The sequence below is a fragment of the Flavobacteriaceae bacterium GSB9 genome (assembly GCA_022749295.1).
Lineage (GTDB): Bacteria > Bacteroidota > Bacteroidia > Flavobacteriales > Flavobacteriaceae > Flavisericum.
Map to the genome: position 1 here is coordinate 1,795,670 of CP062007.1, position 19,019 is coordinate 1,814,688.

The 19,019-nt window shown below is 36.6% G+C and carries 18 protein-coding genes; 7 read left to right on the top strand and 11 right to left on the bottom strand.

The window, feature by feature from the left end:
- Window positions 1-15 precede the first annotated feature (15 nt).
- From GSB9_01550 to GSB9_01552, 3 genes are all read right to left on the bottom strand, one after another.
- Window positions 16-240, bottom strand: coding sequence for a hypothetical protein (locus GSB9_01550; protein UKM64990.1), 225 nt, complete (start codon window positions 238-240; stop codon window positions 16-18).
- A gap of 65 nt (window positions 241-305) precedes the next feature.
- A complete protein-coding gene (locus GSB9_01551) occupies window positions 306-1,280 on the bottom strand; it encodes a M23 family metallopeptidase (protein ID UKM64991.1) in 975 nt (324 codons plus the stop codon).
- A gap of 14 nt (window positions 1,281-1,294) precedes the next feature.
- Window positions 1,295-2,089 carry a DUF2797 domain-containing protein gene (locus tag GSB9_01552; GenBank protein ID UKM64992.1) on the bottom strand — a complete coding sequence of 265 codons (795 nt, stop codon included), beginning with the start codon at window positions 2,087-2,089 and terminating at the stop codon, window positions 1,295-1,297.
- Window positions 2,090-2,131: 42 nt separating this feature from the next.
- Between GSB9_01552 and GSB9_01553 the strand changes: the two genes are divergently transcribed.
- Window positions 2,132-3,652 carry a GH3 auxin-responsive promoter family protein gene (locus tag GSB9_01553; GenBank protein UKM64993.1) on the top strand — a complete coding sequence of 507 codons (1,521 nt, stop codon included), beginning with the start codon at window positions 2,132-2,134 and terminating at the stop codon, window positions 3,650-3,652.
- Between the two features lie 315 nt (window positions 3,653-3,967).
- Here the strand turns inward: GSB9_01553 and clpX are convergent, their stop codons facing one another.
- From clpX to GSB9_01561, 8 genes are all read right to left on the bottom strand, one after another.
- Window positions 3,968-5,200 carry an ATP-dependent Clp protease ATP-binding subunit ClpX gene (gene clpX, locus GSB9_01554; GenBank protein ID UKM64994.2) on the bottom strand — a complete coding sequence of 411 codons (1,233 nt, stop codon included), beginning with the start codon at window positions 5,198-5,200 and terminating at the stop codon, window positions 3,968-3,970.
- A gap of 75 nt (window positions 5,201-5,275) precedes the next feature.
- On the bottom strand, window positions 5,276-5,950 hold the full coding sequence (gene clpP / locus GSB9_01555; GenBank protein UKM64995.1) for an ATP-dependent Clp endopeptidase proteolytic subunit ClpP: 675 nt from the start codon (window positions 5,948-5,950) through the stop codon (window positions 5,276-5,278).
- A gap of 147 nt (window positions 5,951-6,097) precedes the next feature.
- Window positions 6,098-7,426 carry a trigger factor gene (gene tig / locus GSB9_01556; protein ID UKM64996.2) on the bottom strand — a complete coding sequence of 443 codons (1,329 nt, stop codon included), beginning with the start codon at window positions 7,424-7,426 and terminating at the stop codon, window positions 6,098-6,100.
- 230 nt (window positions 7,427-7,656) lie between these two features.
- A complete protein-coding gene (locus GSB9_01557; GenBank protein UKM64997.1) occupies window positions 7,657-8,004 on the bottom strand; it encodes a phage holin family protein in 348 nt (115 codons plus the stop codon).
- Between the two features lie 44 nt (window positions 8,005-8,048).
- Window positions 8,049-9,170 (bottom strand): energy transducer TonB, encoded by a 1,122-nt coding sequence (locus tag GSB9_01558; protein UKM64998.1) that lies wholly within the window; start codon window positions 9,168-9,170, stop codon window positions 8,049-8,051.
- A 78-nt stretch (window positions 9,171-9,248) separates the two neighbouring features.
- On the bottom strand, window positions 9,249-10,421 hold the full coding sequence (locus tag GSB9_01559) for an energy transducer TonB (GenBank protein UKM64999.1): 1,173 nt from the start codon (window positions 10,419-10,421) through the stop codon (window positions 9,249-9,251).
- A gap of 70 nt (window positions 10,422-10,491) precedes the next feature.
- Entirely contained in the window at window positions 10,492-11,268 is a 777-nt protein-coding gene (locus GSB9_01560; protein ID UKM65000.1) for an alpha/beta fold hydrolase, read from the bottom strand.
- Between the two features lie 26 nt (window positions 11,269-11,294).
- On the bottom strand, window positions 11,295-12,008 hold the full coding sequence (locus tag GSB9_01561; GenBank protein ID UKM65001.1) for a pyridoxine 5'-phosphate synthase: 714 nt from the start codon (window positions 12,006-12,008) through the stop codon (window positions 11,295-11,297).
- Window positions 12,009-12,096: 88 nt separating this feature from the next.
- Between GSB9_01561 and GSB9_01562 the strand changes: the two genes are divergently transcribed.
- From GSB9_01562 to GSB9_01567, 6 genes are all read left to right on the top strand, one after another.
- The gene (locus tag GSB9_01562; GenBank protein ID UKM65002.1) at window positions 12,097-12,756 is read left to right on the top strand and encodes an acetoin utilization protein acuB; all 660 of its coding nucleotides are present in this window, start codon (window positions 12,097-12,099) and stop codon (window positions 12,754-12,756) included.
- Window positions 12,756-13,640 (top strand): NAD kinase, encoded by an 885-nt coding sequence (locus GSB9_01563; protein ID UKM65003.2) that lies wholly within the window; start codon window positions 12,756-12,758, stop codon window positions 13,638-13,640. Before GSB9_01562 ends, GSB9_01563 begins: the two co-directional genes overlap by 1 nt.
- Before the next feature lie 100 nt (window positions 13,641-13,740).
- The gene (locus GSB9_01564; protein UKM65004.2) at window positions 13,741-14,427 is read left to right on the top strand and encodes a DUF6089 family protein; all 687 of its coding nucleotides are present in this window, start codon (window positions 13,741-13,743) and stop codon (window positions 14,425-14,427) included.
- 1 nt (window position 14,428) lies between these two features.
- Entirely contained in the window at window positions 14,429-15,169 is a 741-nt protein-coding gene (locus tag GSB9_01565) for an isoprenyl transferase (GenBank protein UKM65005.1), read from the top strand.
- Window positions 15,066-17,786, top strand: a complete 2,721-nt coding sequence (gene bamA, locus GSB9_01566; GenBank protein ID UKM65006.2) for an outer membrane protein assembly factor BamA — start codon at window positions 15,066-15,068, stop codon at window positions 17,784-17,786. Before GSB9_01565 ends, bamA begins: the two co-directional genes overlap by 104 nt.
- Window positions 17,787-17,958: 172 nt before the next feature.
- Window positions 17,959-19,008, top strand: a complete 1,050-nt coding sequence (locus GSB9_01567; GenBank protein UKM65007.1) for an OmpH family outer membrane protein — start codon at window positions 17,959-17,961, stop codon at window positions 19,006-19,008.
- Window positions 19,009-19,019: the final 11 nt, after the last annotated feature.

Consider the following 19,019-nt stretch of genomic DNA (forward strand, 5'->3'; position numbering starts at 1 on the left):
TTAAGATAGGGCATTTTATTTTAATCGATTAATAGGTCTATCTTCATAGAAATCATCGAAAGTTTTGTCTGTACTGTAATCATCTTTAAGTACTTTGTACACCATGACTAAAACCATCAACTGCCCGAAGCACATTGTGTAAAATACCATTCCGAAGGGCATATCCAGACTCACCATAACGGTCAACATCACAAGTAAAAAAGTGGCCAACCCAACAAAAAACATAACTGGAATTTTCATTTTTTTATTTATAATTTAATGATAAATTACCAGAAAACTTCTTATCAATTTGTTAAAACTACTTATTATTCAATAAGCAACTTCCGTTTCCTCCATCGCTTTTTTTCTCGCTTGGTCATTTCAAAAGTTACAATTTCGTCGTTATAAAATGTGTAATAGCTTTTATCTGTCTCCAGCTTTAGCACTTGATTGTCATTAACATAAAACCATGCATTTACATAGTTAAAAATATCATAGATAACATGTTCGCCTTTGTATTTGTCTTTAAAATAATCAATGTCCTTTGCACTTTTTTTAAGGTAACCTATTGAAAAATGTAATTGGCCCTTTTGTTGATTAGCGTTAACGCCAACTAAACCCAAAGGTGTTGAAGGACAAACAACCTCTCCTAAACCAACCTTAAATTCATCGAACATCAAAAACTTATATTTTGCCATTGTTCCGTCTTCATGCTCTATAATAATTGAACTCTGGGTTTTTTTTAATCCCTGCGTTTTCAAATTGATTAGCCTTTCTCCTTTTTTTAAACTGACAACCACCCCTTTTCTAACAGCTAATACGGTATCGTTTGGAAGCGCCTCGAACTCATACCACACCCGCCCTTTGTAATTGGGCCTAGGCTCTTTGTTAAACTTCCAATCTAAATCTACCACCTCTACTGTTGAAGTTGATTTTAATGGCAAAATATATTTAAATTCTAAATCCGGTTTGGCATCGATATCGCCCCAAAAGGTTTTGACGGTTTTCGGCGAATAAGAAAAGCTTATCCTTTCGTTTTTATATGTTGGATAAAGCGTTGTTAACCGGCCCCCATGGCCATAAACAGAGGTTTTAATAACACCTTCGGTTGTATTCTTTAAATTGGTTAACTTAAAAACAACAAAAACGCTGCCCGGCGTATTCTTATAATACGAAAATGTAACCGATTTATCTTTATTTCTCACAAACTTAATTCCCGTGGGTTGTGCTCCAGAATATGCAGTTTGTAAAATAAATGCAAAAAGCAAAACCAAGACTAATTTTCCTGTTTTAAGCCTCATATAAATTAGTCTCTTTACGTCACTAAAATATTAACCACCAACCCTTCATTTGCGCGCACATTAAAAACGGTGTTATCTTCAAAAATGAGGTATTGTCCCTTTACTCCCACCAGTTTTCCTGAATATTCCTTTTCTTTTTTAATATTTAAACTTTTGGGCTTTTCGGGGTATTTCAACACTGGAAACTCTAAATTGGTTTCACGGTTACTTTCAATAAAATATTCTTGGGCTTCATCGGGCACAAAACCTTTTAATTTTTCACGCCACTCCACTAAATTTTCGTCTTTTATCTCGTTCTTCAACATGGTACGCCAATTGGTTTTATCGCTTACATGCCCTTTTAAAGCTACCTCCGTTATACCTGCCAAGTAGCGATTGGGTGCTTCAACTATTTCAATGGCCTCATGGGCTCCTTGGTCTATCCAGCGTGTTGGCACTTGGCTTTTTCGAGTCACCCCCACTTTTACGTTACTCGAATTTGCCAAATACACAATATGGGGTTGCAACTGCACTTTTTTTTCATATTCCAAATCGCGATCTTCCTTGCCTAAATGCGCTGTACTCAATTCTGGACGCATTACCCAATCCGCTGCCTGCGGCACATCGAAAAAACAACTTTTACAAAATCCTTGTCGGTAAATGGGCTTATTCAAACTACAGTTTAAACACTGATATTTAACAAATTGCAAACCAATGGTTTTATCAAGCAATTGGTTTAAGCTTATAAAGTCGTTTTCAAACACCAAATAGTATTGAATGGGGCTTGCAAACTCTGTTTCCATTTTTGTTAAAACACCTTGGTAGGTCATAAAAAAAAGTATTATTTTTAAAATCTTAAAGATAATTTAAAAATGCCAATACCCATAGTAAATTCCATTGCTTCTTGGTTTTTAAAAAAACGTTTCCATCAAATTGAACTGTTTTTAAAATACCCCAATGAAGTACAAAACGAATTGCTATTAAGCCTTATCAACAAAGCCAAAAACACAGAGTTTGGCAAGACTTACGATTTTGGCTCAATAAAAAATTATCGAACTTTCGCAGAACGCGTTCCCATAAAAAACTACGACGGTTGGCAAGAAGATATTGAACGTAGCCGGAGGGGCGAGAACAATATTTTTTGGCCCACACCCATTAAATGGTTTGCCAAATCTAGTGGCACTACACGTGCCAAAAGCAAGTTTATTCCGGTAAGCGAAGAATCGTTGGAAGATTGCCACTACGCCGCCAGTAAAGATTTGCTTTGTATGTATTTGAACAATAACGAAGATTCGCAATTGTTTACAGGTAAAAGCCTAAGGCTTGGAGGCAGCAAAGAACTTTACAAAGAAAACGGTACAGTATTTGGCGATTTGTCGGCTATTTTAATTGACAACATGCCCTTTTGGGCAGAATTTAGCAGTACGCCCAGCAATAAAGTATCTTTAATGAGTGACTGGGAACATAAAATGCAAGCTATTGTAAACGAAACGATAAATGAAAAAGTAACCAGTTTGGCTGGTGTACCATCTTGGATGTTGGTTTTATTAAACAATGTTTTGGAAACCACAGGAAAAGAAAGCATCCTTGAAGTTTGGCCAAATCTGGAAGTCTATTTTCACGGCGGGGTTAGCTTTATTCCTTATAAAGACCAATACAAAAAGATACTACCAAAAAAATCATTTCGATATTACGAAATTTATAATGCTTCGGAAGGTTTTTTTGCCATACAAGACCAAAACAATTCCAACGAACTTTTGCTTATGTTGGATTACGGCATCTTTTATGAATTTATCCCCATGAACGTTTATGGAACTTTAGAAGAAAAGGCCATTCCGCTTAGCGAAGTACAACTTGGCCAAAATTACGCCGTAATCATTACTACAAACGCAGGCTTATGGCGCTATAAAATTGGCGACACCATTAGGTTTACATCACTAAACCCGTACCGGATAAAAGTTTCTGGTCGAACAAAGCACCATATTAATGTTTTTGGTGAAGAACTAATTATTGAAAACGCAGAAGCTGCACTTAAAAAAGTTTGCAAACGTACCAAGGCTGAAATTGTAGATTTTACCGCAGCGCCTATTTTTATGCTTGGCAAAGAAAAGGGAGCACACGAATGGTTAATCGAATTTAAAACACCTCCAAAAGACATCAACTATTTTAACGAACTGTTTGACAATGCGTTAAAAGCTCTAAACTCTGATTACGAAGCCAAGCGTTATAATAACATAACTTTAAACAAGCCTAAAATTAATCTTGCGCGCAAAAACCTGTTTTACGATTGGTTAAAACAAAACAATAAACTAGGTGGCCAACATAAAATACCAAGACTATCAAATACTAGATGCTACATGGATGAACTTTTAAGTTTGAACCAAAAGCATTAGCCCAAAAAACCACATATAAATAGAATTTTTTTTATTTTCCAATCAATTGGAAGAACTGTCTGTTTTAAATTCAAATTATCAAAAAACGAAATTATCGATTAAGTGTATTGTAAAAAGTTTTTTAAACGAGTATTTCGTCTTATAGTCTAAAAGAATTTTAAAAGCTTTGTGTGTTCTCAAATAAGCAATACTTTTAAAAAAAATAAGAAAAACTTATAAAGTTTAGATAGCAAATCCATTATTAATTAATATCCATAAATAAAAAAACCACACTAAAATAAGTGTGGTTTTTTACTTTTATATTATTGTAATGTTCTATGAAACTGCTTTTAGCTTTTTCAGTGTAGTTTTTGTCAACTTATCCTCGGCATACGCTTTGGTTACGTTTAATTTTTTCTCATCGCTACTTGGCAATTCAAACATAGCATCGGTTAAAATTTCCTCACATAACGAGCGTAGACCTCTAGCACCCAATTTATACTGTATGGCTTTATCAACTATAAAACCTAAAGCACCATCAGTTATTGAAAACTCAATATCGTCCATTTCAAACAACTTTTTGTACTGTTTTATGATGGCATTTTTTGGCTCTGTAAGAATGGCCCTAAGTGTTTTAGCATCTAGAGGATTCATATGCGTTAATACTGGTAAACGCCCAATAATCTCAGGAATTAAACCAAAATCCTTTAAATCTTTTGGTATAATGTATTGCAATAAGTTTTCTTGGTCTACAACATCATCAGACATGGAAGCACTGTACCCTACCGCCTGCATATTCAATCGTTTAGAGATTACACGCTCAATACCATCAAAGGCCCCACCTGCAATAAAAAGAATGTTTTCAGTGTTGACTTCAATAAACTTTTGGTCAGGATGCTTACGCCCTCCTTTTGGTGGCACATTAACCACTGTTCCTTCTAAAAGCTTTAACAATGCTTGCTGTACGCCTTCGCCTGACACATCTCTGGTTATGGATGGGTTATCGCTTTTTCTTGCAATTTTGTCTATCTCATCAATAAAAACAATTCCCTTTTCTGCTTTTTCTAAATTATAATCGGCAGCTTGCAACAAACGCGTTAAAATACTCTCAACATCTTCACCTACATAACCAGCTTCGGTTAAAACCGTTGCATCAACGATGGCCAAAGGCACATTTAACATTTTAGCGATGGTTTTTGCCATTAAGGTTTTTCCTGTACCGGTTTGCCCAACCATAACGATATTACTTTTTTGGATATCAATATCGTCATTTGATGCCGGTTGTAACAAGCGTTTATAGTGGTTATATACAGCCACAGACATCACCTTTTTAGTAGAGTCTTGACCAATAATATACTCGTCTAGGAAAGATTTTATTTGCTGCGGTTTGCGGAGTTTTAATTCTGCTGAGAGATCGCTGCTATCATTTTGTTTTGATTCCTCTAAAACAATGCCATGTGCCTGCTCAATGCATCGATCGCATATATGAGCATCTAATCCCGCTATTAATAAATTTGTTTCTGGTTTTTTACGACCACAAAACGAACATTCTAGTTCTTCTTTTGCCATTAATCTAATCTGTTTTCGAGAGTGTAATTTTAACAATTCACTGTTTTATAATCCATTAAAATTACAAATTTTTATTTAATTGCGCGCTAAGATTTCGTCTATCATACCATATTCCTTGGCCTTATCGGCTTTCATCCAGTAATCGCGATCACTATCGGCATATACTTTGTCGTAATCCTGTCCGGAATGCTTACTTATAATTTTATAAAGTTCTTCTTTTAGGGTTAAAATCTCTCTTGCTGTAATTTCAATGTCACTCGCTTGCCCTTGAGCACCACCTAACGGCTGGTGAATCATAACGCGCGAGTGTGTTAATCCGCTACGCTTACCCTTTTCTCCAGCACATAACAACACCGCACCCATTGAGGCCGCCATACCGGTACAGATTGTGGCAACATCTGGTTTTATAAATTGCATGGTATCATAAATACCTAAACCTGCATAAACGCTTCCGCCAGGTGAATTGATATATATTTGAATGTCTTTTGAAGCGTCGGTACTTTCCAAAAACAGTAATTGTGCCTGAACAATATTAGCCACTTGATCGTTAATACCTGTTCCCAAGAAAATGATTCTATCCATCATTAATCGAGAGAACACATCGAAAACCGCTATGTTCATTTGGCGTTCTTCAATAATGTTTGGCGTAAGGTTAGTGGGGTACATACTACTGATTATTTTGTTGTAATATGTACTGCTGATACCTTGATCTTTTATCGCGAATTTTTCAAACTCTTTTGCGTAATCCATAGTTTAAACTGAAATTTATTTTATTAACGCTCTGATAAACAAAATCTACGTGCGTTAATATGTTTTGTTATTGATGGTTTATTTTGAATGAAAAGGCGCTTAAATCAATACGATTTAAGCGCCTAAATATAAGCATTTATTATTTACTTATTTGTCTCCATAAACCTCTTTTACAAAGTTTTCATAGCTCAATTCCTTTACTTTAAGATTGGCTTTTTCTTTGTAAAGAGCCAGTAATTTTTGGCTGATTAACTGCTCTGAAATACGGCGTGCCTCATCTTGGTTAGAAAGCACGCGGGCTGCAATATCATCCAATTCTTTATCAGAAGGATTCATTTGGCCAAATTGAGCCATTTGCCCTTTAATCATTTCGCGCGCATGGTTTTTTATATCGTCCATGGTTACTTTAATATCGTGCTCTTCTATCAATTTACCTTCAATTAATTGGTAACGCAAGCTTTTTTCAGATTTCTCGTATTCTTCTCTTGCTTCTTCAGAATCCAATTCTTTTTCACCAGCTGTTTGCAACCATTTTGTTAAGAATTCTGCCGGTAAATCGAACTTAGTATTTTCTACCAAATGCTCGGTTACATCGTTCAGTAATTTTTGGTCTGCTTGCTGAACAAATTGTTTTTCAGCATCTTCTTTTATTTTAGCCTTTAATTCGGTTACTGAAGCTACTTCTCCTTTACCGAATAATTTATCGAACAACTCTTGGTCTAAATCGGCCAATTCGCGCTCATTGATTTCAGTGATTTCAAAAGTCACTTCTATATCAAGACCATGAACCTCGTCATGTCCTAATTTTAAAGCGTGCATCAATTCGTGATCATCATCATAAAGTCCTTTGGTTTTTAGCGTGATTACGTCACCAACTTTTGCTCCTATGAATTGTTTTTCGGTAGCTTTTCCTTTGAATTTATCCAAAGTTAAGGTTACCGTATTTTCAATCTCCTTTTCTTCGTTTTTGAAAGTACCGGTAATTTCACTGTCTTTTTCAACTACATCCTGAGACACTAACTTTCCGTATTGTTTTTGGATACGCTCAATTTGCTCGTCGATCATTTTATCGTCGGCAACAATATTGTATTGCGTAATCGTCTTTTTGCTTTTTAAATCTACCTCAAACTCAGGAGCCAGCCCTAATTCGAATTCAAAAGAAAATTTTTCAGCTTCCCAATCAATTTCATCTTGGGTTTTTGGTAGTGGCTGTCCTAAAACATCTAACTTCTCTTCAGTTAAATATTTGTTTAAAGCATCTTGAAGCAATTTATTCACCTCATCAACCAACACGGCTTTACCGTATTGTTTTTTCACCATGCCCATAGGCACGTGCCCTTTTCTAAAACCAGGAATGTTTGCTGTTTTTCGGTAATCTGATAAGATTTTTTCAACTTTATCGCTGTAATCTTCTTTGGCGATATCTACTTTTACAACAGCATTTAATGCATCAACGTTTTCTCTTGTAATATTCATTTTAAATGATATGAAGCCTTTTAAGGCAATTAACAAAAAAGTTTTTCAACTTCAATTTTTAACAAACTTCTGTTTCCCGAAAAGCCATCTGAACGATTTGCAGGAAACGGCCATTTTAGTCGTTACTACACGTTTAACATAACACGCAGCGCCCACAGCGACTAAAATTGGGTGGCAAAAGTACAATATTTTTACCACCCAACAAAGTTTTTAATTGCTTGATTTTTAGGCTATTTTTCTTCGTCTTTCAGCAAAGAATGCAGTATAGATTGTAAAATAGACAAAAGGACACTAAAGAACAATGCCCACCAAAAATTATCGACCGAAAAACCACTTATTAGTTGGTCAGCCAGAAGAATAATGACGGCGTTTATTACCAATAGAAACAGCCCTAAAGTTAAGATGGTTGCCGGTAATGTAAAAATGACCAAAATCGGTTTTACCAGTAAATTGAGCACGGCCAATACTAAAGCTACGATAAAAGCGGTTAGATAGCTGTCTACATGTACACCCGATAGCGCATAAGCCAAAACGAAAACGGCTACGGCATTTAAAAGAAGTCTTAAAATGAGATTCATATATTTTTTATTTTGAAAATAAAGTTAATAAATTTTAACTGGACTTATATCTTAAAAACAATTGGTAATGAATACGGCACTTTTACAGGCTTTCCTCTTATAAGCCCTGGTTTCATTTTAGGCAATAGGGCAATAACCCTAGTTGCCTCGGCCTCCAAAGCCCTATGGGCAGCCCTAGCTCTTATATTTGCTACATGGCCATCTTCATCTATTTTAAAAATCACATAGATTTTTTGCTTTCCTTTTAAGTTCATATCTCTCGCAAAAGACGTATTAAACTTTTTCATAATAAAACCAGACACCCTTTGAGACATGCAATTTCTAAGCTCTGTATTTCTAAGGTAAATTTCGCACCCTGGATAAACAGGAAGGTTCACAAGGACACCATCGGGTATTTCAACAACCCGAAGCGATGTTTTACTGGACACCTTTTTAAGTTCTCCCTTTTTGTATTTAAGGGTGTTAATATATTTGCCTTCTTCGTTGTACTGATGCTCTTCCCCGTCCTTTTCATTCAACTTGCACAAACCTTCCAATTTTATTTGGCCATTTTTATAATACTGTTTGTACGAACCTTCTTTGTAGCCCTCCACATAATAAACCTCCCATTCCTTTTCTCCAGTCTCATAAAATTGCCTCCAAATACCCTTGAGCTCATTTTCTTCATACATAGCGTCAACCTTCAACGTTCCTTTTTTATAATACTCTTTGTAACCACCAGCTTTAACAAAACTTCTAGTTTGCGAAAGAATTCGACCGTAAACTGCAAGCAGTTCACCCGTTTCTTGATATTCTTTGGTAACAAGACCTCCATTGGCAGCACGCTTGGTTTCTTTGGTCAACACCCCTGTTTTAGAATAAGATTGCCCTATACCAGTCGGCTTCCCATTGGAGCCATAAGCATTTACTGTTCTAAGGTGACCATTTTCATAATAGCCCTGCCAGTTACGAATTTTATTTCCGTTGTTATAAAAGCCCGTTAACTTTAATTGACCACTTTTATAGTATTCTTTAAATACACCATTCTTCTTGTTGTCTTTGTAAAAACCTTCCTTTTTCACTTCACCACTATCATAGAATTCTTGATAAGCCCCATCGGGGTGATTGATTTGTGAAAAGCTATGAATCGCAATAAAAAGAGCAAGTAATGTTATACGTTTTTTCATTTAATAAATATTGACTTGTTAAAATTTTATCTGGTGGAAAGCGATAGAGATTGCTCAAATTCTTTTTATAGAATGGAATTATTCTGAAAACGTCTTGTAGTGTTCTGTCAACTTACTTCTTGGCACCGTAGCACTAACAAAAATGGGCAAGCTATAGGGTACAATAACCGCCTTTCCTTTTTGATAGCCAGGCACCATTTTTGGTAATTGCCTAACAGCTCGAATAGCTTCTTTTTCTAAATCTGGATGCTTTGCTCTAACCCTAACACCCGTTATTGAGCCTGTTTTATCAATTTTAAAAATCACATTAACAAGCTGTTTACCGTAAATACCCGTACCAACAACGACATCTGGATTAAACTCTTTATTGATAAATTCGGCTATTTTTTCGGACATACATTTTCGTTTGGCATTATTGCCAGGAAATAATTCGCAACCAGGATAAACGGGAACACGCTCCAATAAACCATCGGGAATTTTAGTAGACTCTAATTTTACGGACTTACCCCCTCTCTTTAATTTCCCTTTTTTATATTTCAATTCATTAACAATATTTCCTAAGGAATCGTATTGACTCCAAACACCATCAAAATCACCATTTGAATACTCCCCTTTCCATATTAAATGCCCGCTTTCGTTATATCGCTTTTCTTCGCCATCCAGAAAATCTGTAACATGGGAACCTTCTAACTTTAACTGGCCACTTTTATAAAATTGTTTATACACCCCTTGTTTGTACCCTTTAAAATATTCAACCTCCCATTCTTTTTCTCCTGTATCATAAAACTGTTTCCAAGGGCCAGATAACTCATTATTAGAATAAATACATTCTGTTTTTAAAGTTCCATTTTCATAGAAGTCTTTATACCCTCCAGCCTTAACAAAATATTTTTTATTATTTGAAGGCATTAAGGCATAAGTAACAGACATATTTCCATTTTCAAAATATCCCCTATAAATTAAACCTCCATTTTGCACCGGCTTTTTTTCACTGATTAAATGGCCGTTTTTAGAATACAGCTCTTCAATTCCCGTAGACCTGCCATCTGTGCCAAATGTATAAACTCTTTTTAGCTGTCCGCTATCGTAATACTCTTTCCAAACACTAATTTTATTATTGTTTTTATAGAACCCTTCTTTTCTTAACTGACCATTTTTATGGTATTCTTTGTATGGTCCATCGGGGTGTCTGTTTTGAGATATGGCACAAATCGAAAATGCCAAAAACAGAAATAGAATAATTTGCCTCATTTAAATAGTTTGGTTTTTAAATAAGGTAAATATAGGTTTTTTCCTAAAAAAGGTAAGATTTTTTACAAGTCTATTTTACAAATCTTTCAACCGCTTCAAAAAAGTCTTTTGGATTTTCGGCGTGTAGCCAGTGACCTGAATTGGCAATGGTTACAATTTCGAAACTTGGAAAATGCCTTTTAATAATATTTTCGTCACCCACACCAATATATTCTGAACGGTCTCCGCGTAGAAAAAGCGTATCTTTTTCAAATATTGCGTGCGCCGGCAATGGCTCACCAATTTCGGCAACTTCATTTTTTAGCACCTCTAAATTGATGCGCAGTGCCAATGTTCCTTTTTCTACCCAATAGAGGTTTTTAAGCAAAAACTGACGTATACCGACTTCAGGTATATACTCACTTAAAACTTTATCGGCCTTACCGCGACTTTTTATTTCATCAAAATTCAATGCGCTCAAGCCGTTTAAAATAACATCGTGGTGCACCGGATAAAACCGTGGTGAAATATCGGCAACCATTAATTTCGATACCATTTCTGGATATAGCGTTGCAAATAGCATGGCTGTTTTCCCGCCCATGGAATGGCCTAACAAAACAATGTCCTCTAGGTTTTTGGCTTCGCAGTAGTTTTTTAAATCTTCGGCCAATAGTTCGTAACTAAAATCGTCGCTATGGAAACTGCGACCATGGTTTCGCTGGTCGAGCAAATGTACCTCGAACCCCAATTCGCTGAGCTCACCGCCCAAAGTTTTCCAATTATCGCCCATACCTAAAAAACCGTGCAAGATTATAAATGGTTTTCCTTCGCCTATTATGTTTGAATACAATATTTTTTCTTCTGCCACGAACTCAAAAATTTTAATGTTACAATTTACTTTAGCTTACCCAAATACATTTGAATAACATTCTCAACCCCCAAATACAAACTTTCGGCCACTAAGGCATGCCCAATGGAGACTTCCAATAAATTGGGAATGTTTTCTTTAAAAAACTTGATGTTATCTAATGACAAATCGTGCCCGGCATTAATACCTAAGCCCAATTCATCGGCTAACTCCGCACTTTCGTGATACGGTTTAACACCGTCAAAATTACCCAAACCGTATTGATGCGCAAAGCCTTCAGTATACAATTCAATGCGATCGGTTCCAGTTTCTTTGGCACCTTCTATTTGCTTTAAAACGGGATCGACAAATATAGACGTTCGAATACCGTTTTGCTGAAATTCCTTAATTACTTCAACCAAAAAGTCTTTGTGCTTTATCGTATCCCAACCCGCATTACTTGTAATAGCATCTTCGGCATCGGGCACCAGAGTAACCTGAGTGGGCTTCACCTCTAAAACCAAATCCATAAACGACTTTATCGGGTTGCCCTCGATATTATACTCAGTGTAAACTTCTGGTTTTAAATCGCGAGCATCCTGGTAGCGGATGTGACGTTCATCGGGTCTAGGGTGTATGGTAACCCCCTCGGCTCCAAAACGCTGCACGTCTTTAGCAAATTGTACCACATTGGGCACATCGCCACCTCTTGAATTTCGTAACGTGGCTATCTTGTTTATATTAACGCTTAACTTGGTCATAAATCGGTTTTATTCAGCAAAAATACAAAGTAGAACACGCTTACATCGTATTTTTTTGATTAATTTGCAGCATCATTAAAAAGAGATTATGCAACTTTCGGAATACATAATTAACGATGTAAAACCTTTAAACCTTAGCAGCAGGGCTAGTGAACTACAGCTTCTTTTTAATCAGCTAACTTTTTCGCACATTCCCGTTAAGGATAAAAACAACAGGTATTTGGGGTGTTTTTCTGAAACAGACGCCCATTGCTTTAATAACGATGAGCCCTTAAGAGAATGCCTATATGCCCTTGAAGATTTCTTTGTGAGAGACAGCACGCTTTGGCTTGATGTTTTAGAAGAATTTGCCGTAAACTCTACAAATTTGATGCCTGTTTTAGATGCTAAAAACAACTATTTAGGCTATTATGAGCTTAACGACATTATTGGCTTGTTTAGCGAATCACCATTTTTTGCTGAAGCTGGCGGTATATTGGTGGTCGAAAAGGGCATCAACGATTATTCCTTTAGCGAAATTAGCCAAATTGTTGAAACAAACGGTGGTAAACTGCTCGGAGCATTCATTTCAAAAATGAACTCAGATTTGGTTCAGGTTACCCTAAAGATTGGAAACACGGGCCTTACCGAAATCATCCAAACGTTTAGGAGGTATAGCTATAACATTGTTTCTGGCCATGAAGAAGATGGTTACCTTGAAACCTTAAAAGAACGCTCCAACTATTTAAAAAGATATTTAAACATATGATGAAGGTTGCCATTTTCGGACGATTTTATAACAAAACCACATCGGCTTCCGTTGAAACACTTTTTCAGTATCTGCTAAAAAACGATATCGATGCTTATATTGAAAGTCATTTTTTCGAAATTATAAGCGATAATTCACCGAATATAAAAGATTTCAATTCGTTTAAAACATTCGACACGCTTGATACTTCTTTTGATTTATTGGTAAGCGTTGGCGGTGATGGTACCATTTTACGGGCCATAACCTTTGTAAAAGACATCGATATCCCTATAATTGGCATTAACACAGGCCGGTTAGGCTTTTTGGCCACTATTCAGGTTGATGTTATCGAGCGCGCTATGCAAAGCATCATTGATGGTAAATATAAAATTTCGGAGCGCAGTCTGTTGTCTGTTGAAACCACCCCAGAAAACAGTAATATTAAATCGTTAAATTTCGCATTAAACGAAATTGCTGTTAGCCGAAAAAACACCACGTCGATGATTACGGTTGAAACCTATTTAGATGGCGAATACCTTACCTCATATTGGAGCGATGGCCTAATAGTATCAACACCAACAGGCTCTACCGGGTACTCGCTAAGCTGCGGTGGTCCTGTAATAACACCAAGCACCAACAGTTTTGCCCTTACCCCCATTGCGCCGCACAACCTTAGTGCCCGCCCACTAATTATTCCAGACTCTACAGAAATACAACTTCGGGTTGATGGCCGCGAAGAACAACACTTGGTATCGTTAGATTCTAGAATAGCCACTTTGGATAACGGCACACTAATCAAAATCAAAAAAGCCGATTTTAAAATTAAAATGATCGATCTTTTTGATGAAAGCTTTTTGGATACCCTTAGAAAAAAACTACTTTGGGGCGAAGACAAACGCAACTAAAACAATAATTCAAAAGAAATTCTGTTTTAAAACCAGACTATTTTGTTCAGATTATCTCGGACACATCTTATTTATTATATTTGCAAACTTTTGGATATTTATGAGGCATTTAAGCATAGTGATAATTAGCATATTAAGCATTCAATTTAGCTATTCTCAAATTTTTGAAATCGGTGGTTTTGCCGGCGGCAGTAATTTGATTGCAGATGTTGGAGCTACGAACTATATTAACCCCAACGCACCAGCTCTGGGCTTAATGTTTAAGTGGAACCGCAGCAAAAGGCACTCTTGGCGTGCATCGGTAATTTTTTCAGATTTAAAAGCCTACGACAGCAAATCTGACGCCCCAAGAAGAATTCAACGAGATTATGATTTTGATTCAAATCTAGTAGAGATTTCGGCAGGCATGGAGTTTACGTTTGTGGATTTCAACCTACACTCTGGCAGAACCGTAGCCACCCCTTATCTATATTCAGGAATTAGCGTGGCACATCACGACAATTATTATTTTTTAAATGGCGTTCAAACTTCTGAAAATTCATCGAGCTGGGCTTACGGTATCCCCATGGCTTTGGGCTTTAAAACCAATATCTTGGGTAATTTTATTTTAGGCCTTGAGGTTGGTGCCCGCTATACGTTTTCAGATGAAATTGATGGCAGCTTACCCGACGACCAATGGAGAAGCCAATACCGCTTTGGTAATATAAACAACAACGACTGGTATGTTTTTTCGGGTTTAACCCTAACCTATACCTTTGGAGAAAACCCATGTTATTGTGTAGAATAAAATGGATTTAAAAAGCAAAATAAACAGTAACAAACTACCTAAACACATTGCCATTATTATGGATGGTAATGGCCGTTGGGCCAAACAGCAGGGCATGGCTCGAGCGTTTGGACACGAAAACGGCACAAAATCTGTAAGAGAGACCGTTGAAGCCTGTGCCGAACTCGGTATTGGCAACCTTACACTTTATGCGTTTTCAACAGAAAACTGGAAGCGCCCAAAACTTGAAGTACAAACCCTAATGAAACTTTTGGTGTCTTCATTAAAAAAGGAAATTAAAACACTTCAAGACAACAATATAAAGCTTAATGCCATTGGCTCGCTAAATACGTTGCCCAAAAAAGTCCATAAAGAGCTTTTTGAAGTTATAAAAAGCACTGAAAACAATACTAGAATGACCTTAACACTAGCTTTAAGCTATGGTTCGAGGGAAGAATTGATAAACAGCATAAAAGAAATTAGCATTAAAGTTAAAAATAATATAATTTCGCCCGATAATATTGATGAATCAATTATAAATGAGCATCTTTACACGCAAAATTTACCAGACGTAGATTTGCTTATTAGGACTAGCGGAGAGCAACGAATAAGTAACTTTTTGCTATGGCAAATAGCTTATGCCGAACTATTTTTCACAAATGTGCTTTGGCCAGATTTTAAAAAACAGCATTTGTACGAAGCTATTATTGAATATCAAAAAAGAGAACGAAGATTTGGGAAAACAAGCGAACAACTTAGTTAAGTTATCTGCAATAACATACATAAAGTACTTTTTTACTATAGCCTTTTTTGCGGGATGTCTTGCTGTTCAGGCGCAAGATGTTAACTACATTAAAGGTAAGAAATACACCTTAGAGGGCATTTCTGTTTTAGGCAACACCTCTTTTGGCGAGCAAACCATAATAACCTATTCGGGGCTTAGAAAAGGAAAAGAAATTACTATTCCCGGTGAAGATATTGCCAATGCCATAAAAAAACTTTGGAACTCAAACCTTTTTAGCGACATTGAAGTTTATGTTACCAAAATTGAAGGCGACAAGGCGTATTTACAAATCCAACTTTCCGATTTACCTCAACTTAACGAACTCAAAGTAAATGGTGTAAAAAAGGGAAAAATTGAAGGTATAGTTAACGACAATAAGCTTAAAAAAGGCGTAAAAGTTACCGAAAACCTAATCACCACTACTAAAAACCACCTAATAAAAAAATACAAAAAGGAAGGCTATTACAATACCAAAGTTCATATCAATACCATTGAGGTTAAAAACGACTCGCTAAAAACAGCTAGAGTTAACATGGTACTGAACATCGATAAAGGCGAAAAAGTAAAAATAAAAGACATTGTTTTTAATGGCAATGACGTTTTAAGCGACAAAAAGCTTAGAAAAGCAATGAAAAGCACGAAGAAAATTAATCGTTTGCGAATTTTGAAGCGTTCAAAATTTATCGATTCGGCCTACCAAGCTGATTTAGGACACATAGTAGACACCTATAAAGAAAATGGTTACCGTGATGCACGTGTACTTTCAGACAGTTTAGTGGTAAACAACGACAAAACCATTTCGCTTTTTATAGACGTAAACGAAGGAGAGCAATATACCTTTGGTGATATTGAGTTTATAGGCAATACGGTTTACTCAAATGAATATTTAAGTCGTTTGCTTCGCATCAAAAAAGGCGACACCTATAATGGTGTTTTACTACAAAAACGCATTGCAGACCAATCTAAACCTGATGCTTTCGATATTACCAATGAATACCAAAACAACGGATATTTGTTCTCCACCATCAATCCTGTTGAAGTAAGTGCCGACAACAATGTTATTGATATGGAAATACGGATTTCTGAAGGAAAACCAGCGTATTTTAATAGTGTTACCGTTGTAGGAAATGATAAAACTAACGACCATGTTATATATCGCGAACTTCGCACCCGCCCAGGGCAGCTATACAGTAAATCAAATGTAGTCCGTACGGTCAGGGAATTGGGGCAATTGGGCTTTTTTGATGCCCAGGAAATATCGCCAAACTTTATTAACCCCAACCCCAACGAGGGTACTATTGACATGGAATATTCGGTAAAAGAAACCGGATCGAGCCAAATAGAACTGCAAGGTGGTTATGGTGGCGGTGGCTTTATTGGCACATTGGGCCTATCGTTCAATAACTTTTCCATAAAAGATATCTTTAAAAAGGAAGCCTACAAACCCATCCCTATGGGCGACGGACAAAAATTGGCACTACGTTTACAGGCCAGCCGCTTTTACCAAACCTATAGTTTTTCATTTTCCGAACCATGGTTAGGTGGCAAGCGTCCTGTACAATTTTCTACATCGCTATCGCATACCAAACAGTTTTTATACAATTTCCAAACCCGTAATGCAGATAAAAGCAGAAGCTTTAATATTACAGGTATTACCTTTGGTCTGGCAAAACGCTTAACGGTTCCTGATGATTTCTTTACATTATCACAAGCTATTAGCTTTCAACGTTACGACTTAAACAATTACAATACGGGGTTATTTACTTTTGGTGATGGTTATTCCAACAACCTTTCGTATACTGTTGGATTGAGCAGAAATAATACCAGTGTAGACCCTATTTTCCCAACGGGAGGTTCAAAATTTTCGGTAACCGCAAAAATGTCGATACCCTACTCTTTATTTAATGGCGTAGATTATGAGGAACTTTCTGAAGAATATGATGCTGCTTTAGAAACGCGTGCAGAGTATGCAGACACACCAACAGATTTAGCCTATATCCAAGCCAACGAAAAGATTACCGAAATTGACCAAGAACGCTATAAGTGGTTAGAATTTTACAAGGTTAACTTTAAGGGCGAATGGTATACCCAACTCGCCAAAAACTTAGTATTGAGGCCAAGCATAGAATATGGTTTTTTAGGCGCCTACAACCAATACCGTGGCATTATTCCTTTCGAGCGTTATTTTGTAGGTGGAGACGGTTTGGGCAACTACAGTTTAGACGGTAGGGAAGCCATTCAATTACGTGGCTACCCTAATCAATCTATTCAGCCTTTTGATAGAGCAACGGGTCGACTGTCAAACGATGGAGCCACTATTTATAACAAATACTCCTTAGAACTGCGATACCCTATCACACTAAAAGCTTCTGCTAAAATTTACGCCTTGGCATTTTTAGAAGGCGGTGGAGCATTTAATGATTTTAGAGATTTCAACCCGTTTAACATTAAACGTTCTGCTGGTTTAGGGCTTCGTATTTTCATGCCTGCATTTGGTTTATTGGGAATCGATTTTGGCCATGGTTTCGACCCATTACCAGGCGAAACAGAGAAACATGGTTGGGAAACACACTTTATAATTGGACAACAATTTTAAACACAATAATTATTTTTGGCACGATATTTTCTATTAACACCTTGATGATTTGCATGAGAATAAAATTTTTAAGATTAAATTTCGTTAATTTTGAAAACACCATTCGAAAAGGCTGTACAAACATCTGTCGTTTTAGAATTGGCAATCTATAAATCATAAAATAACTAAACCAATGCAAAACAACGTTCTTTTTTTACTGACATTCGTTTTTATGTTAAGTTTTTCTACCATTCAGGCTCAGCGCGGTGTTAGAATTGCTTATATAGACACCGAGTATATTTTAGAGAATGTTCCAGAATATCAAGAAGCCACGCAGCAATTGAACGCCAAAGCACAAGAGTGGAAAAATGAAATTCAGAAAAAATTAGCTATTGTAGACCAAAAACGAACCGCTCTAAATAACGAAAAGGCGCTTTTAACCACCGAACTTATTGAAGAACGCCAAGAGGATATTGAATTTGAAGAAGCTGAAATACTGGACTATCAACAAAAGCGATTTGGACCAAACGGTGATTTGTTTATTCAAAAAAAACAACTCATGCAGCCCATTCAAGATCAAATATTTGCAGCAGTTCAAGATTTGGCCGAAGGCAGAAAATATGATTTCATTTTTGATAAATCGTCTGACGCTACCATGCTTTTTTCAGCGAAACGATTCGATTTGAGCGAGCAGGTATTAAGAAGCATTAACCGAACAGCCAAACGTAAACAAGTGCAAAACAGAGCCGAGCGAAAGGCTGCTGAGGAAGAAGAACTCATCCCTGAGGTAAACGAAGAACTTGATGCAAGAGAAAAGGCTTTGGAGGAAAAGAAACAAGCCAGAGCTGAAGCTGTTGAAAAACGTCGCCAAGAAATACTTGCTGCTCGCGAAGCTAAGAAAAAAGAGGCCCAGGAACGTCGGGAAAAAATATTGGCCGAAAGGGAAAAAGCCAGACAGGCCAAGTTGGAAGCTAGACAGCAAACAACATCTTCATCAACAAAATCAGAAGAAAACGAAGATGAAAGTGTAAGCGAAGGAAAGACGTATGACGAAACCAAAACAGAAGTCGAGACCAAGACTGACAATGAAACAAAAACTCAAGCCGAACTTATAGAAGAAAATAGACAACGCAAATTGGCTGAAAGAGAAGCTAGAAAAAAAGAATTAGAAGAAAGAAAACAACGAATTTTAGAAGAAAGACAAAGACGAAGAGATAGCATAATTGATGCTAGGAAAAATTAAACAACAATAAA

Bases quoted from the DNA above. Each gene is read 5' to 3' on its own strand.
- GSB9_01557 (UKM64997.1), bottom strand. From the start codon at position 8,004: ATGAATCTCATTTTAAGACTTCTTTTAAATGCCGTAGCCGTTTTCGTT.
- GSB9_01562 (UKM65002.1), top strand. From the start codon at position 12,097: ATGCAACTTTCGGAATACATAATTAACGATGTAAAACCTTTAAACCTT.
- tig (UKM64996.2), bottom strand. From the start codon at position 7,426: ATGAATATTACAAGAGAAAACGTTGATGCATTAAATGCTGTTGTAAAA.
- clpX (UKM64994.2), bottom strand. From the start codon at position 5,200: ATGGCAAAAGAAGAACTAGAATGTTCGTTTTGTGGTCGTAAAAAACCA.
- GSB9_01558 (UKM64998.1), bottom strand. From the start codon at position 9,170: ATGAAAAAACGTATAACATTACTTGCTCTTTTTATTGCGATTCATAGC.
- GSB9_01552 (UKM64992.1), bottom strand. From the start codon at position 2,089: ATGACCTACCAAGGTGTTTTAACAAAAATGGAAACAGAGTTTGCAAGC.
- clpP (UKM64995.1), bottom strand. From the start codon at position 5,950: ATGGATTACGCAAAAGAGTTTGAAAAATTCGCGATAAAAGATCAAGGT.
- GSB9_01561 (UKM65001.1), bottom strand. From the start codon at position 12,008: ATGACCAAGTTAAGCGTTAATATAAACAAGATAGCCACGTTACGAAAT.
- GSB9_01564 (UKM65004.2), top strand. From the start codon at position 13,741: ATGAGGCATTTAAGCATAGTGATAATTAGCATATTAAGCATTCAATTT.
- GSB9_01550 (UKM64990.1), bottom strand. From the start codon at position 240: ATGAAAATTCCAGTTATGTTTTTTGTTGGGTTGGCCACTTTTTTACTT.
- GSB9_01553 (UKM64993.1), top strand. From the start codon at position 2,132: ATGCCAATACCCATAGTAAATTCCATTGCTTCTTGGTTTTTAAAAAAA.
- GSB9_01565 (UKM65005.1), top strand. From the start codon at position 14,429: ATGGATTTAAAAAGCAAAATAAACAGTAACAAACTACCTAAACACATT.
- GSB9_01567 (UKM65007.1), top strand. From the start codon at position 17,959: ATGCAAAACAACGTTCTTTTTTTACTGACATTCGTTTTTATGTTAAGT.
- bamA (UKM65006.2), top strand. From the start codon at position 15,066: ATGTGCTTTGGCCAGATTTTAAAAAACAGCATTTGTACGAAGCTATTA.
- GSB9_01559 (UKM64999.1), bottom strand. From the start codon at position 10,421: ATGAGGCAAATTATTCTATTTCTGTTTTTGGCATTTTCGATTTGTGCC.
- GSB9_01563 (UKM65003.2), top strand. From the start codon at position 12,756: ATGAAGGTTGCCATTTTCGGACGATTTTATAACAAAACCACATCGGCT.
- GSB9_01551 (UKM64991.1), bottom strand. From the start codon at position 1,280: ATGAGGCTTAAAACAGGAAAATTAGTCTTGGTTTTGCTTTTTGCATTT.